Genomic DNA, 14,742 nt, shown 5'->3' with positions numbered 1-14,742 from the left:
ATATGCATCTTTCGTGTCGTGATTTGGCCGGTAATCTCTATCATGAGACCAGAAAACGACTAAAAATAATGCGATTGCCGGTTAATGAAATTCAGAAATTTTGAAGAAGAAGAAAAGCTTTTTGTTCGCAGGGCCTTAGTCGCCTTTGGGATAGTAGTGGCAGGGTTTATTACGCTGGTGGTCAATCTGTACCACCTGCAAATTGAGCAGAATCAGTATTACCAGACCCGCTCCAATCAAAATGACATCAAAATGATCCCTATCGCCCCAACGCGAGGGATCATTTTCGATCGCAATGGCATCCCGCTGGTCAGAAACGTCACCTGGCATGACATTGAAATCATTCCCTATAAAATCCAGGACATGAAGGCGCTGCTGACCGAACTGACGCCGATTGTCGACCTGTCGCCTGACGATATCGATACCTTTACCCGCGCGCTACATGCCGGTAGCCGTTATAAACCGGTGGTGCTGAAAACCGAGCTGTCTGATGAAGAAGTCGCCCGCTTCTCGGTGAACCAGTACCGCTTTACCGGCGTTAACGTCAGCAGCTACGAAGACCGACAGTATCCCTATGGGCCGGACCTGGCGCACGTAATCGGCTACGTGTCGAAAATAAACGACAACGATTACAAACGTCTTGATAAAGAAGGGGTTGGCGAGAACTATGCCGCCGACCACAACATCGGTAAGCAGGGTATCGAAGGCTATTATGAGTCGGTGCTGCACGGAAAAACCGGTTATCAGGAAGTGGAGGTGGATAACCACGGTCGGGTGATCCGCGTGCTGAAAGAAGTGCCGCCGGTAGCGGGTAAAAACCTCTACTTAACGCTGGACCTGCATCTTCAGCAGTATGTCGAAACGCAGCTGGTCGGTCAGCGTGCGGCGGTGCTGATCGAGAACCCGAAAGATGGCCAGGTGCTGGCGATGGTTTCCAGCCCGAGCTACGATCCCAATCCGTTTGTGAAGGGCATCAGCTACAAAGCCTATAAAGAACTGTTAGCGAACAAAGACCTGCCGCTGATTAACCGCGTGACGCAAGGTTTGTATCCACCTGCGTCAACGGTAAAACCGTATATGGCGATGTCCGCGCTGCTGACCCACGTCATTACGCCGCAAACCACCTTCTTCGGCGCACCGACCTGGACGCTGCCGGGCACCGATCGTAAGTATCGCGACTGGAAAAAAAGCGGCCACGGCACGCTGGATGTCACCCGCGCCATCGAGGAGTCGGCGGATACCTTCTTCTATCAGGTGGCCTTTATGATGGGCATCGACCGCATTCATACCATGCTCAGCCAGTTTGGCTACGGCAAACCGAGCGGCATCGATCTCAATGAAGAGTACAGCGGCCTGCTGCCAAGCCGCGAGTGGAAGCAGAAGGTGCATAAAAAGGGCTGGTATCAGGGTGATACCGTCGCGGTCGGCATCGGCCAGGGTTACTGGATTGCCACCCCGATCCAGATGGTGAAAGCGCTGGATACGCTGATCAACAACGGTCGGGTGATACAGCCGCACCTGCTGTATGAAGCCAAACAGGGCAAGAGCATCACCCCGTGGAAACAAACCCTGCCGGAGCAGCAGATTGGCGATGCCAAATCGCCTTACTGGAGCCTGGTGCGCCACGCCATGTTCGGCATGGCCAATGCGCCCAACGGCACCGGCTATAAATACTTCCACACCGCGCCCTACGGCATTGCGGCGAAGAGTGGGACCTCGCAGGTGTTCGGCCTGCGGCAAAACCAGGTGTATAACGCCAAAATGATCCCGATCCGTCTGCGCGATCATATCTTCTATACCGCCTTTGCGCCGTTTAACGACCCGAAAGTGTCGATGGCGATCATCCTCGAAAACGGTGGTGTCAACGGCGTGACTGCCGCGCCGCTGGCGAGGAATATTCTCGACCACATCTTCCTGCCACCAGACGTGGCCCCGATGCCGGTCACCGCCGATCCGACCAGCAACTTTACCGCCCAATAAGCCGTTTACTGCCCTGCCAGCGCGTTTGCTGGTGGGGCGATATATTCCGGTAGTTTCCAGAAAACATTCAGACATAAAATCTTCGTTAAAGAAGGCGTTACCCCTTGCCGATAAACGACAATGAGGTAATGTCTTATCTTCGTGAGGCCAGCGTTTAATGGCGACTGAATCGGTTTTGCTGGAAAGTAAATGACTAACGAACTTAGCCTGTTAAACGGGCTGCGACGCCACTTTATCCGTCATGTCGTCACGCCAATGATTCTGGTGGTGCTGTTCACCTTCCTTGCCTGTGGATTTACCGCCTGGTGGGTCACCACCATCAGCAATACCAAGGCGTTGGAAAAACAGCAGCAGGTCATCAGCAATATTTTTGCTCAGCATCTGGCTGAATATCTGCAACAGCATCAAAGCCTGTTGGGCTGGCCTGCGTTGCTGCAGCAGTTGAATGCCGCGCCGGCAGTGAGCAATCCCTTCGGACACTGGCTGAATACCCTGGCCGGTGATGACGAAGTGTACCTGTTGGATGCGCAAAACCGTCCTCAGTCGGTGTGGCTCAAAGGCGAACGGGTGACCAGCGAGCGTTACCTCGACGTCAGAAACTCACTGCTGCCGTGGCTCGACAGCCTGCAACGTCTTTCCCGCACCGCTTCCCCGGCGTTTACCGGCGACTTTATTCGGGTCAACGGACGGGTGGCCGAAGTTGCCTTAGGCGAGGTGCCGGGCAGCGGCGGCAACAAGCTGATTTTCCTGCGCTATCTGCATTATAACTTTGTCGACTTCCTGCAACACCGTGGCGTGGTGAACGCCTTCCGCTTTACGCCCAGCTCGCCAGACAGTGTTAACAGCGCCGGTTTCCTGCTGCAATCCCATCTGAATATCCCGGTCAGCTACGTCTCCTGGCAACCGATGCGGCCCGGCAGCCAGATGCTGATGGTGACCGGACCGCTGGTGTTGCTGGCGATGCTGGCGATTACGCTGATGTGCATCAAGATGACGCGCCGGCTGTGGACCTCGTCGCTGAAGCTTTCCGAATCAATGCAGAAGCTGGAAGCCAGCGAAGCGCAGGCGCAACAGCTGGCGCTGCACGACGTGCTGACCGGCTTGCCCAACCGCGCGGCGATGGAACAACAGCTGACGCAGCGATTGAGCAACCTGTCCGCAGAGGGAGAAAATATTGGCCTGCTGCTGCTGGATCTCGACCGCTTTAAGATGATTAACGACACCTACGGCCATCACACCGGCGACGATTTGATTGTGGAAATTGGTCAGCGGCTGTCGGCGCTGTTAAGGCCGGAAGATGCCGTGGGCAGGTTGGGCGGCGATGAGTTTGTGGTGGTGGTCAATCACCTGCAGGACGATCGGCAGATCACCGCGCTGTGTCAGCAGATTATTGCCTGCCTGACCACGCCGGTCACCTTGCAGGGCAATCGCCTGTGGGTGGGGGTCAGCATCGGCATTGCGCTGGCGCCGCAGCATGGTACGCAACGCCAGGAGCTGATGCGCAAGGCGGATATCGCGTTATATGCGGCCAAGGCCGAAGGACGCGGGCGCTACCATATGTTTGTACCGGCGCTGGACGACGCGCTGATTAAGCGTCAGCAACTGGCAGAAGAGTTGCGGCTGGCGCTGGAAAACACCTGCGGGCTGGCGCTGTGGTATCAGCCGATTATGGATATCAGCGGCACAAAAATGCTCGGCATTGAGGCGCTGCTACGCTGGCAGCATCCGACGTTAGGGCCGGTTTCCCCTGCCGATTTTATTCCCATCGCCGAAGAGACCGGGCTGATCATTCCGCTGGGCGACTGGGTGCTGCAACAGGCGGTGAAGCGGGCGAAAACCTGCCCGCATCTGAAGATGTCGATCAACGTGTCGCCGCTGCAATTCCTCGCCGGTGATTTTATTGCCCGCGTGAATGAGATTGTGCAGCAGCATGACGTTAACCCAAGGCAGATTGAGCTGGAAGTGACCGAAGGCGTGATGCTGGAAGATAAGCAGCAGGCGCTGCATACCATTCAGACGCTGCGCGCGGCGGGCTTTAGCATTGCGCTGGATGACTTCGGCACCGGCTACTCCAGCCTGAGTTACCTGACGCAGTTCCCGGTGGATACCCTCAAAATTGACCGCTGCTTTACCCAGTTGCTGGGGATTCAGGCGCAGGCCAACACCATCGTCTCGTCGGTGATTAAGCTTGGCCACTCGCTGGGCCTGTCGGTGACGGCGGAAGGGGTGGAAACCGAGGAGCAGCGGCTGGCGCTGGCCGCCGCAGGTTGCGATAAGCTGCAAGGCTTCCTGCTCAGCCGCCCGCAACCCGCAGACGTGCTGTTTGCCGCCGAGGCGGTGTAACCGGAGCGGCAAGATTAGCCTCAACAAGGCAGTAACATTAACGGCGCAGGACGATTTGCGGCACCGCATCCTGACTGTGGTGATGAACATGCAGATCGGCCTGATACCAGCGGGTTAAGGTGGCTTCGGTCATCACCTCAGCGGGCGTGCCTTCTGCCACCAACCTGCCCTGATGCAACAACAGCATACTGTCAGACCACAACGCCGCCAGATTCAGATCGTGCAGCACGCAGCACACCGTCAGCTGACCTTTGCGGGTGAGCTGATGCAACAGGCGCAACGCGTGTTGCTGATGATACAAATCCAGCGCCGAGGTCGGCTCATCCAGAAACAACCAGCCACGCGGCCCATCATCGTGCCAGAGCTGCGCCAGCGCGCGCGCCAGCTGAACACGCTGCTGCTCGCCGCCGGACAGATGGCGATAGTCGCGGTCGGCAAGGGTATCGCTGCCGGTTAAGGCCATCACCTCGTCCACCACCGCTTTGGTGCGCTGGCCCGGCCACGGCGAACGGCCCATCGCCACCACGTCCCTCACCGGCAGAGGAAACTCGACGTGGCTTTGCTGACGCATCACCGCGCGGGTCTGCGACAGATGCTCGCGCGACCAACTGCCGAGCGGTTTGCCTTCCAGCAGGCAATCGCCCGCCGCCGGTTGCAGATAGCCGGTCAGTAAGCGCAGCAGCGTCGATTTCCCGGCACCGTTTGGCCCGATCAGCGACACCATTTCGCCGGCGCGCAAACTCAGCGAGACATCATCAATCAGCAGCCGCTGACCAACGCGCCAGCTGAGGTTTCTCCCTTCCAGCAGCTTAGTCATAACGGCCCTCCTGGCGGCGCAGAATCAACCATAAAAACCACGGCGCACCCAGCAGACTGGTCAGCAACCCCACCGGCATTTCCGCCGGTGCGACCACCGTTCTCGCCAGCGTATCGGCAATCAGCATCAGGATCGCCCCGGCCAGACCGGCACCCGGCAACAGCCAGCGGTGATCGCTGCCAATGCACATGCGCATCAGATGCGGCACCACCAGCCCGACAAAGCCAATCACCCCGCTCACCGCCACCGAAGCGGCCACCATCAGCGCGCTCAGCACCAGCAAAATGCGCTGGGTGTGCTTGACGTCCACGCCCAGATAATGCGCCTCTTCATCGCCCAGCTGCAGCAGGTTCAGCCGCCGGGCCTGCCACTGGGTGGCGACCATGGCGGGCAGGATAATCACCGCGCTGGCGATAACCGTGGACCACTGCGCCTGCCCCAGCGAGCCCATTCCCCATAAGGAGAGCTGGCGCAGCTGCTGATCGTTGCTGATCCACGAGAGGACGCCCACGGCCGCGCCGCAGACGGCATTAATAGCAATGCCCACCAGCAACAGCCGTGAAAGGGTACCGCTGCCAGAACGGCTGAGGGTAAAAATCACCACCGTGACCGCCAGGCTGCCGGTAAAGGCCGCCAGCATTGGCCACCACAGCGCTAACATCGCGGGCAGGCTCAGTGGGATCACCACCGAAATTGCCACCATCAGCGCGGCACCACTGCTGATGCCCAACAGCCCCGGATCGGCCAGCGGATTGCGAAACAGTCCCTGCATCACGCCGCCGGATAACGCCAGCGCCGAACCGACCAGTACCGCCAGCAACACGCGCGGCAAACGGATGTTCCACCAGATTTGCCAGACCATGCTGTCGCGGGTTGACTGCCAGACCATCGGTAATGACAGGCGCATCGCGCCAATGTTGGCGGCAAACACCACGATGGCCACCATCAGCACCACCATCAGCACTAAGCGTCGCTGAATATGCTGTCCGTTCATTGCGCGAGGGCTTCCGCCGCTTTACGCAGTTTGGCAATCGCGCCTGGCGTTTGCAGGCCAAAGCCCAGCAGCGCCATTTCATCAACCACCAGCACATTTTGCTGCTTACCGGCCGGGGTCAGCGCCAGACCTGGCAGCTTCCACAAATTCTCTTCGCCGCCCATGCCCTTCAGGCCGTCCGCGCCAATCACAATCAGCTGCGGCGCACTGGCCACAATCCCTTCCTGGGTCAGCGGCTGATAATGCGGAATATTGCCCAACGCATTTTGCAGCCCGGCGCCACGGATCGCGCCATCGGCCGAGGTGCCGCTGCCTGCGCCCATCGCTTTCATTCCGCTGTGGTTAAGGATATACAGCACCTTCACCGGCAGCGGTTTGTCCGAAATGCCAGCCAGCTGTTTATCCAGCTTCTCCTCCAGCAGTTTGCCCTGTTCTTCGCGGTGCAGCGCGGCGGCGATGGTAGCAATTTTGCTGTGGATAGCGCTCAGTTCAGGCTTGCCGGTGACGGTAATAACCTTGACGCCGGCCTGCTCAACCTGCTGCAGCGCAAGAGAGGGTTTGGACAGTTCGCTGGCGATCACCAGCGTGGGCTTCATCGCCAGAATCCCTTCGGCATTCAGCTGGCGCATGTAACCCACATTCGGCAGTTTGGTCGCCACGGCCGGTTGCAGACTGGTGGTATCACGGGCGACCAGATTTTGCTGCGCATCCAGCGCATAGATGATCTCCGTAACGTCGCCACCAATCGACACTACCCGCTCTTCGGCCAGCAGTGAAAAAGGCAGCGCCAACAGCGCAATCAGCCACAGTTTCATGCCGCTTCTCCTGCACCGGTCAACTCAGCCAGCTGTTCACGCCAGCGGCGTTGTTCCGGCTGACCTTCGCTGCGCTGTCCGTACAGCTGGGCAATCTGCGTGCCGTCAGCGGCAAACAGTTCCAGGCTGGTGACAAAGCCGTCAGCGGTCGGCTTGCGGGTGATCCAGCTTTCGCTGATGGTGTTTTCCATCAGGTGCAGGGTGAAGGTTGGGTTGAAGATATTGATCCAGTTGTCCATCGGCACCAGCTTCTCAACCGCGCCGGTAAAGATCTGCACGCAGCCACGGTTGCCGATGAAAATCATGATTTCGTTGCCGTCTTGCTGCGCCAGTTTCAGCAGCGCGTTCAGCGTACCGTTATCGACTTTCAGCGCCAGATCGCTGGCCACCGAGCGGAACGCCTGCTGACGGGAGATATTGTGGCGCTTCAGTAAACCGAAGAACTGATGCACGTCGGTCATCGCACGCCATTCCTGCTCGATCACCGCCGCATCGGGCTGGTTGGTCTGGACAGGCACGGCTGGCGTCAGAGTCAGCGCCGGGGTTTCAGCCAGGGTGAATGCGGCAATCAGCGCATCCCACGCCGCCTTGTCGGTGGCCGCCGTGGTGTAAATTTTCAGTACTGCATCGCCGTGTGCATCAAAAATCTGGATGCTGTGACGCTCGCCACGTTCCGTTTTCTCCACCAGCGAAAAAGCACTCTTCCACTGGGACGGGAACAGGCGCTGATCGAGCGCGCGCGGGTTGAGGATCAGTCCGGCATGGCCGCCCAGATGCAGGTTTTCATAACGTCCCACCTGCTCATGTACCGCGTAAGCGTTACGGGTGATCGACTGGGTTTCGCCCACCGCTTCCAGCGCCGGCAGCAGCGCGGTGAAGTCAGGACGCAGCGCCACCGCATCGTTCAGCGTTCTGGCCTGGGTCAGCTCCGCTTCACTGATGTTCATCAGATCCGCCAGGTCGCGGGCATACTTTTTCGGGTGTTCAGCTTTTAACGACTGATAACGCTGATAGAGGGTATTCAGTTCCATTTGCTCTCCTTGACGCCCTGCACGCGGTGCAGGGCAATGGGTAATAAAACAGGGTAATCAGAAGTCGACGTTCACACCCAGCTGGAAGGTACGGCCAGGCATCACCGCCAGCGCGTTGTCATACGCATCCTGGTTGGTGGTGTTGGTCAGCTCGCGGCTGCTGAGGTAATCCCAGTATTTACGGTCGGTCAGGTTATAGATCCCGCCGCTGACCTTGACGTTTTTCGTCGCCTGCCAGTAAGCGGTCATATCCACCATACCGTAACCCGGTACGCGCATATATTCTTCACTGGAATCGGTTAAGGTGCTGCCTGCCGCGTTGGTGTAGCTTTCACGGTTGGTGGCGGTGGCCTGCTTCCCTTTCACAAAGGTGGCGGTCACTGCGGCACCGTAGCGTTTGGCCGGATCGTCCCAGGCCACGCCAACAATGGCTTTCATCGGCGCGACGCTGTCCAGATCGACGTAGCTGTCGCCGGAGTAGCTGGACTTCGATTTACCTTCGCTGTAACCCAGTGCGAAGGTGGCGCTCAGGCCGTTTACCTCTTCAAACCAGGTGCCAAAGTTCACTTTGGTGGTCACTTCACCGCCATAGATATACGCCTTATCGCGGTTTTCTGCCTGGTAAACAGTGTAGATATTGGACGGCACGTTGGTAAAGCGGGCCGGGCTGCCGGCGCGGGTATAACGCGTGTAGGCAATGAAGTTTTCGTAGGTGTTGTAGAACACCGCGGTTTTCAGCGTGACGCCATCCACCACCTGCCCCTTCATGCCCCATTCCAGGTTGTTACTGGTTTCGGTTTTCAGATCGCTGTTACCAATCAACGCATACTGCGCCGGACCGGCATAGTTTGAACCGAGGTTCCACGAGCCGTACAGCTGGCTGGCGTTAGGGAACTGCGCGCCACGCTTGTACTGCACATAGGTCATCAGTGACGGCGTGATGTCGTAGTTGAAGCTCAGCGACGGCAGAACCTGGGTGTCCGAGTTCTCTTTGCCATACAGGGTGTTCAGCTCGGACTCGTCCAGCACGGTGCTGCCGGTGGTCAGGCTGGAGAGGTTTTGTGGCTTGGTGGTCTGATGCGCCACCCGCACGCCCGGCACGATTGAGAAGCCGTGACCGTCCAGATCGAACTGGATTGCATCCTGCACAAAGGCACCCAGCGCATAGCTGCGGCTGTCGGACTCCGGCTGCATGATCGCCGAATAGACGCTTGGGGCCGGATCTTCCCGGAACGGACGTTTCGTCTCGGTGACACGGCCGTTCAGGCCGGCGCTCAGTTCATGGCGACCCAGCGCCTTGCTCAGCTGCGTTTCGAAGCCGTAGGTATCGACGTCATAGTTTGAGTAGACGCGCTCCTGGCTGCTGGTGCTGATGGGCATCAGGGTATTGTCGTGCGCCTGGGTCTGCTGGTAATAGACTTTGTTGCTGAGGGAATCGATAAACGCATTGGCTGGCGTCCACTCATCCTTCAGGCTGACGCCCCAGCGGCGGGTATTACTCTGCTGTTGCGAGGTGCCGAGAATGCTGCTGCCCGCCGAGTTCCAGGTGTCGTAATGGGTGTGGTTGGTCTTGTCGTAATAATCGACGGTGCCGGTCAGCTTGTGCTCGTCATTGGGCTGCCAGATCGCCGAGGTCATCAGCGCGTTGGAGTGCCAGTTGGCCGGATAGGCATCGATGGTGCCGCTGTTATTGCGGGTTTGCTGGCCGTCACGGCGGCTGTAAACAAACACGCCACGCAGCGTTTCGTCGCCGGCTGCGGCGGTAATGCCGTTATGCCAGCTGCGGTTGGCCGAGTCGTAATCAGACTGATAACCAAAGTAGGTCGATTTGTACGGCGACAGGTAATCGTCGGCGGATTTCGGCTGGAAGGAGACCGCGCCGCCAATGGCGGTGTTGGCCGTCGCCGTTGAGGTCGCACCGGATTCAATGTCCACCTGGCCGTACATATACGGGTCGAGATAGTCACGGCCAATGCCGAAGGTGTTTAATCCGGCGCGGCTGACGTAGCTGCGGCCGGTGGCATCCGGCTGCGGAATGCCGTCCACGTCCAGTCCAACACGGTTACTTTCCAGACCACGGATGTTGTAGCCGGTATAGCCGCTGCGGTCGAAGCCGCTTTTGCCAGCGGACGATCCGCCGCTGACGCCGGTGGCGCTGATTAACGGCTCATAGCGCATCACCGAGCCAAAGTCGTTGGTGCCCTTTTGCTGCATTTCTGCGGCGGTAATGGTGGTTTTGCTGCCCGCCTGTTTTTCCGGCTCGGGCGCGGTCACCGTCATGACGGCTTCCGACTGGCTTTTCTTGCCGGAGATCGCCAGTGGCGTGCCAGAATGGCTGGCTTCAGGAAGTGGTGCGGTGGTGCGTGTTTCAGCAGCGATGCTAAAACCGGTGGTAACCAGCGTGCCGAACAGCACGGACTTCTGGATAAACCCCTGAGAATTGAAAGATTTGCGCATTTAGTAAGCCTTTATTCTTTATTAGTATCGACTCATACATTGCGGCCGCAATCCAACAAGATTGCGAAAACTCCATACGCATCCGGCGCTATGTAGGTCATTCCATGACGACTGTCAAACGCGAATGATAATGAGATCGATTCTCTATATCAACAACCTCCACAATTAATTCACAATGTTAAAAAAGCGTCAGCAACACCCACTTGACAGTGCAGCAACCAACGCCGGAAGATGAGCGCCTGTTTTTAGAGAAGGACATCGCGATGAAAACCGCTCCTGCCATCACCATTCACTACTGCTCGCAGTGCAACTGGCTGCTGCGTGCCGGCTGGATGGCGCAAGAATTACTGCATACGTTCAGCACCGATTTAGCCTCGGTCAGCCTGGTGCCCGGCACCGGCGGCATTTATCAGATCTTGATTGACGAGCACATTATCTGGGACCGTAAAACCGACGGCGGCTTCCCGGAAGCCAAAGAGTTGAAGCAGCGCGTGCGGAACTTCTGCTTCCCGGAGCGGGAACTGGGACATATCGACACGAAATAACCCCTGCGCGGGCGGCATCATCCTTGTGTCATCCGGCGGCTTCACGCTAAACTTAGCGCCGCATCGCTGCCCTTGCTGGCAGAAAGATGACACAAGGGCCGGAACAGGCCCGATAACAAGAAACACCCCTCACTTACCTGCCCTGCCTGAAGACCTGCGCTCCCGCCTGTGGCTGGAGTAACTTCTCATCGTTAATTAAGTGCACCCTTTTCTATGGATACATTAGATTCAGCTACACCCGTGCGTGGCGTCGGCCCGCTGCTCTTTTCCCTTGCGTTGGGCGCCTTTGCCATCGGCCTGAGTGAGTTCGTGATTATGGGACTGCTGCCGCAGGTTTCCAGCGCGATGAACGTCAGCCTGGCGGAAGGCAGCAAATTTATCAGCTACTACGCGCTTGGCGTGGTGGTTGGCGCACCGCTGTTCTCCCTCAGCACCGCCCGTTTGTGCCGTAAACATCAGCTGATGATTTTTATCTCGCTGTTTTTGGTCGGCAACCTCAGCAGCATGCTGGCCAGCAATGCGCATATGCTGGTGATTTCCCGCTTCCTGAGCGGGCTGCCGCACGGTGCCTTTCTCGGTGTAGCCGCGCTGGCTGCGGCGTCACTGGTCGAAGAGAATCGCCGTGGACAGGCGGTGGGCAGAGTGATGTTGGGCCTGACGCTGGCGTCGTTGCTGGGTAACCCGGCGGCGACCATGCTCGGCGAACATCTCGACTGGCGCTGGGCATTTGCCTGCGTCTCGGTGCTGACCGTGATTGATGCGCTGCTGATCTACAAGCTGTTCCCGGTGCAGAAAGAGCGTGAGCAGAGCTCGCCGTTGAAAGAGATCCGTGGCCTGGCGAACCTGCGCCTGTGGTTAACGCTGGGGATTGCGGCGATTGGCTTTGGCGGCATGTTTGCGGTGATCAGCTATATCACCCCGATCCTGACCATGGCGGCGCACCTCTCCACCTTCTGGCTGCCGTTTGTGCTGTTCGCATTTGGTCTGGGCATGGTGATTGGCAATCTGGCGGGTGGCCGTATGGCTGACGGCAAAATCATGCTGTCGATCTTCAGCATCCTCGCGTGGAGCGTGGTGGTGCTGACCATCTTCCCACTGCTGATTGGCACCATTACCGGCCTGATGCTTGGCGCGTTCCTGGTCGGCACTAACCTCGCCCTGTGCGCACCGTTGCAGGTGCGTCTGATGCAGGTGGCGGGCAAAGCGCAAACGCTGGCCGCCACGCTGAACCATTCGGCGTTTAACATCGCCAACGCGCTGGGTGCGTTCCTGGGAGCGTATGTGGTGCAGCAGGGTTATCCGATGACGCAGACCGCCACCTACGGGGCCATCCTGCCAGTACTGGGCATGATGATCTTTATGGTGGCGCTGCTGAAAGAAGTGGCTGACCGTAAAAATACCGGCGTGGGATCGACCGATTTGATCTGATGTTGCTAATGGCCAGGCGCCCTGCCTGGCCATTCACTGTTTACGCTTTCTCCGCCACAACCGGTTTGGTTCGCAATGCGGCATAAATCGTCAGCGTGGCAATCAGTAACGCCATGGCGCTGCCCATAAATACCCCTTTCGCCCCGGTAATATTGAAGATCACGCCGCCTGCCGCCGCACCGATGGTAATCGCTAACTGAATAGACGCCACCAGCAGACCGCCGCCGCTTTCTGCCTCATCCGGCATGGTCCTGGTGATCCAGGTGGACCAGCCCACCGGCACGGCACCAAACGCCATGCCCCACAGCGCCACCAGCACCGCATCCACCAGCGGAGCCGATCCCATCACCACCAGACCAACACCGAGCAGGCTCATCGCCAGCGGCATACCGATCAGCGTGCGGTGCAGGTTACGCTCCAGCAGGATGCCGGCAATCAGCGTCCCGGCGAAGTTCGCCACGCCAAAGCCCAGCAGGATCACCGACAGCCCGTTGACGCCCACGCCGGTGACGCTTTCGAGGAACGGACGCAAATAGGTGAAGAAGGCGAAGTGGCCAGAGAACACCAGAATGATCGCCAGCAACGCGGTCTGCATGCCGGGACGGCGGATCAACGCAAACATTGAACTGCTTTTGCCCACCTGCGTCGACGGCATTTTCGGCAGCGCGGCAACCTGCCAGGCCAGCGCCAGCAAACCAATCACCGAGGCGGCGACAAACACGTTTCGCCAGCCAATCAGATGACCAAAGTAGCTGCCCATCGGCGCGGCAACGATAGTGGCAACCGACACGCCGCTAAAGACGATCGACAGCGCGCGCGGGATCATCGCTTCCGGCACCAGCCGCATGGTGGTCGCCGCCGCCAGCGTCCAGAAGCCACCGATGGCAATCCCCAGCAGCACGCGGCCGGCGAGGATAAAGCCCAGGTTCGGTGAAAAGGCCACCAGCAGATTGGAGACGATCAGCATCACCGAGAACATCAGCATCACCCAGCGGCGATCCAGATTACGGGTAGCTGAGGCGCTGAAAAAGCTGGTCAGCAGCGCGAACACCGCGGTAATGGTCACCGCCTGCCCGGTTACGCCTTCCGTTACGCCAAGACTGGCGGCCATTGGCGTCAGCAGGCTGGCGGGCAGAAATTCTGCCGTCACCAGTCCAAACACGCCAAGCGCCATCGAAAATACCGCGCCCCACTGGGGCTTTTCCTCTGCCATGCCGGCCTGTTTGAGTGTGTTCATCGCATGCTTTCCGTAAGAAGAAGTGAGTGTACAGAGTAGTGGGCTGCCGCCGGATGGTCTATGATGTTAAATCCGTATTTATTGATTCTCCGTCCGGAAGGATAGCCACCGTGATCACAGAAACCCACGATCTTGCCAGCGAGCTGCTGCTGGGAATGCGCCTGATGGGCGTGCAGTACAAGCGGATTGAGCTGGCGGCGCCGTTCGGCGTGGGCTTTATTAATGCGCCAGGTCAGGCACAGTTTCACTTTGTCAGCCGCGGTCCAGTGATGCTGAAAACCCAGGGCGGCAATCTGTATACCCTGAATACCGGCGATGCGCTGCTGCTGCCGCAGGGCACCGATCATATGCTGCTCTCCTCGCCGGATGTGCCGTGCAAAGACGTGCGGTCGTTTGAATCGACGCCGGTGTGCGGCAACGTTCGCTGCGTGAAGGCCTGCCCGTCCGAGGTGCCGGAAGCCGCGTCGGTGCTGATTTTCAGCGGCAGCATGGAGTTCGATCTGGGCGGCATGCAGATGCTCATCAGCGCGATGCCGGAAGTGCTGCTGGCCGATACGCTGATCCACAAATACCCGGAAGTTCAGCCGATGCTCGATGCGATGGAGCGCGAATCGCTGAGCCGCAGAGCGGGTTACGCGGGGATCCTGTCCCGGCTGGCGGACGTGGTGGCGTCGTTTATCGTGCGCGGTTGGGTGGAATCGGGATGCGGACAGGCCGGCGGCTGGCTTGAAGCGCTGCGCGATCCGCGTCTGGGTAAGGCGCTGGTGGCGCTGCATCGCGAGCCGGGCAAAAACTGGACGGTGGCGCAGCTGGCGTCCGAGATGGGCAGCTCCCGCTCGGTGTTTGCCGAGCGCTTCCTTGCGGTGACCGGCATGACGCCGGTGCGCTATCTGACCGAATTACGTATGCAGCTGGCCGTGCAATGGATCGGCCGCGATGGCGAAGCGATTGAAACGGTGGCCTGGCGTCTGGGATACGGCTCGCTGGCCGCCTTCAGCCGGGCCTTTAAGCGCACCGTTGGCAAAACCCCCGGCGCGCTTCGCACCGAGGAAACGCAACGGCTGACGCAGGGCGCCGCCTGAATACCTTTTTTTA

At 58.8% G+C, this 14,742-nt stretch carries 11 protein-coding genes; 5 read left to right on the top strand and 6 right to left on the bottom strand.

Annotation, left to right across the window (positions count from 1 at the left end; genetic code table 11):
• Positions 1 to 84 precede the first annotated feature (84 nt).
• Both mrdA and AC0IXH_RS21925 read left to right on the top strand, forming a co-directional pair.
• Positions 85 to 1,980 (top strand): penicillin-binding protein 2, encoded by a 1,896-nt coding sequence (gene mrdA, locus AC0IXH_RS21930; RefSeq protein WP_053144706.1) that lies wholly within the window; start codon positions 85 to 87, stop codon positions 1,978 to 1,980.
• Positions 1,981 to 2,169: 189 nt separating this feature from the next.
• Positions 2,170 to 4,323: a putative bifunctional diguanylate cyclase/phosphodiesterase gene (locus tag AC0IXH_RS21925; RefSeq protein WP_471721007.1), complete on the top strand. Its 2,154-nt coding sequence runs from the start codon at positions 2,170 to 2,172 to the stop codon at positions 4,321 to 4,323.
• A 37-nt stretch (positions 4,324 to 4,360) separates the two neighbouring features.
• On the opposite strand, the gene AC0IXH_RS21920 is transcribed toward AC0IXH_RS21925, so the two are convergent.
• From AC0IXH_RS21920 to AC0IXH_RS21900, 5 genes are read right to left on the bottom strand one after another with little or no spacing between them, the layout of a single operon-like run.
• Positions 4,361 to 5,140: a heme ABC transporter ATP-binding protein gene (locus AC0IXH_RS21920; RefSeq protein WP_346567125.1), complete on the bottom strand. Its 780-nt coding sequence runs from the start codon at positions 5,138 to 5,140 to the stop codon at positions 4,361 to 4,363.
• Positions 5,133 to 6,098: a FecCD family ABC transporter permease gene (locus AC0IXH_RS21915; protein ID WP_404828670.1), complete on the bottom strand. Its 966-nt coding sequence runs from the start codon at positions 6,096 to 6,098 to the stop codon at positions 5,133 to 5,135. The genes AC0IXH_RS21920 and AC0IXH_RS21915 overlap by 8 nt, the downstream gene beginning before the upstream one ends.
• Before the next feature lie 32 nt (positions 6,099 to 6,130).
• Entirely contained in the window at positions 6,131 to 6,949 is an 819-nt protein-coding gene (locus AC0IXH_RS21910; RefSeq protein ID WP_471721006.1) for a heme/hemin ABC transporter substrate-binding protein, read from the bottom strand.
• Positions 6,946 to 7,980, bottom strand: coding sequence for a hemin-degrading factor (locus AC0IXH_RS21905; protein ID WP_013203779.1), 1,035 nt, complete (start codon positions 7,978 to 7,980; stop codon positions 6,946 to 6,948). Before AC0IXH_RS21905 ends, AC0IXH_RS21910 begins: the two co-directional genes overlap by 4 nt.
• Before the next feature lie 57 nt (positions 7,981 to 8,037).
• Positions 8,038 to 10,437, bottom strand: coding sequence for a TonB-dependent receptor domain-containing protein (locus AC0IXH_RS21900; protein WP_471721005.1), 2,400 nt, complete (start codon positions 10,435 to 10,437; stop codon positions 8,038 to 8,040).
• Between the two features lie 263 nt (positions 10,438 to 10,700).
• On the opposite strand from AC0IXH_RS21900, the gene AC0IXH_RS21895 reads away from it, so the two are divergent.
• Together AC0IXH_RS21895 and AC0IXH_RS21890 are read left to right on the top strand one after the other, a co-directional pair.
• Entirely contained in the window at positions 10,701 to 10,982 is a 282-nt protein-coding gene (locus AC0IXH_RS21895) for an Rdx family protein (RefSeq protein WP_013203781.1), read from the top strand.
• Positions 10,983 to 11,195: 213 nt separating this feature from the next.
• Complete coding sequence (locus AC0IXH_RS21890) at positions 11,196 to 12,410, top strand: MFS transporter (RefSeq protein WP_071290346.1); 1,215 nt, start codon at positions 11,196 to 11,198, stop codon at positions 12,408 to 12,410.
• A gap of 40 nt (positions 12,411 to 12,450) precedes the next feature.
• Here AC0IXH_RS21890 and AC0IXH_RS21885 read toward each other — a convergent pair whose 3' ends face one another.
• On the bottom strand, positions 12,451 to 13,647 hold the full coding sequence (locus AC0IXH_RS21885; protein ID WP_471721004.1) for an MFS transporter: 1,197 nt from the start codon (positions 13,645 to 13,647) through the stop codon (positions 12,451 to 12,453).
• A 113-nt stretch (positions 13,648 to 13,760) separates the two neighbouring features.
• On the opposite strand from AC0IXH_RS21885, the gene AC0IXH_RS21880 reads away from it, so the two are divergent.
• Entirely contained in the window at positions 13,761 to 14,729 is a 969-nt protein-coding gene (locus AC0IXH_RS21880; protein ID WP_206403690.1) for an AraC family transcriptional regulator, read from the top strand.
• Positions 14,730 to 14,742 lie beyond the last annotated feature (13 nt).

It is taken from the genome of Erwinia sp. AC075 (assembly GCF_979253995.1).
The sequence above is the reverse complement of the archived record's forward strand: the minus strand, read 5'-3'. Positions and strand labels throughout refer to the sequence as shown.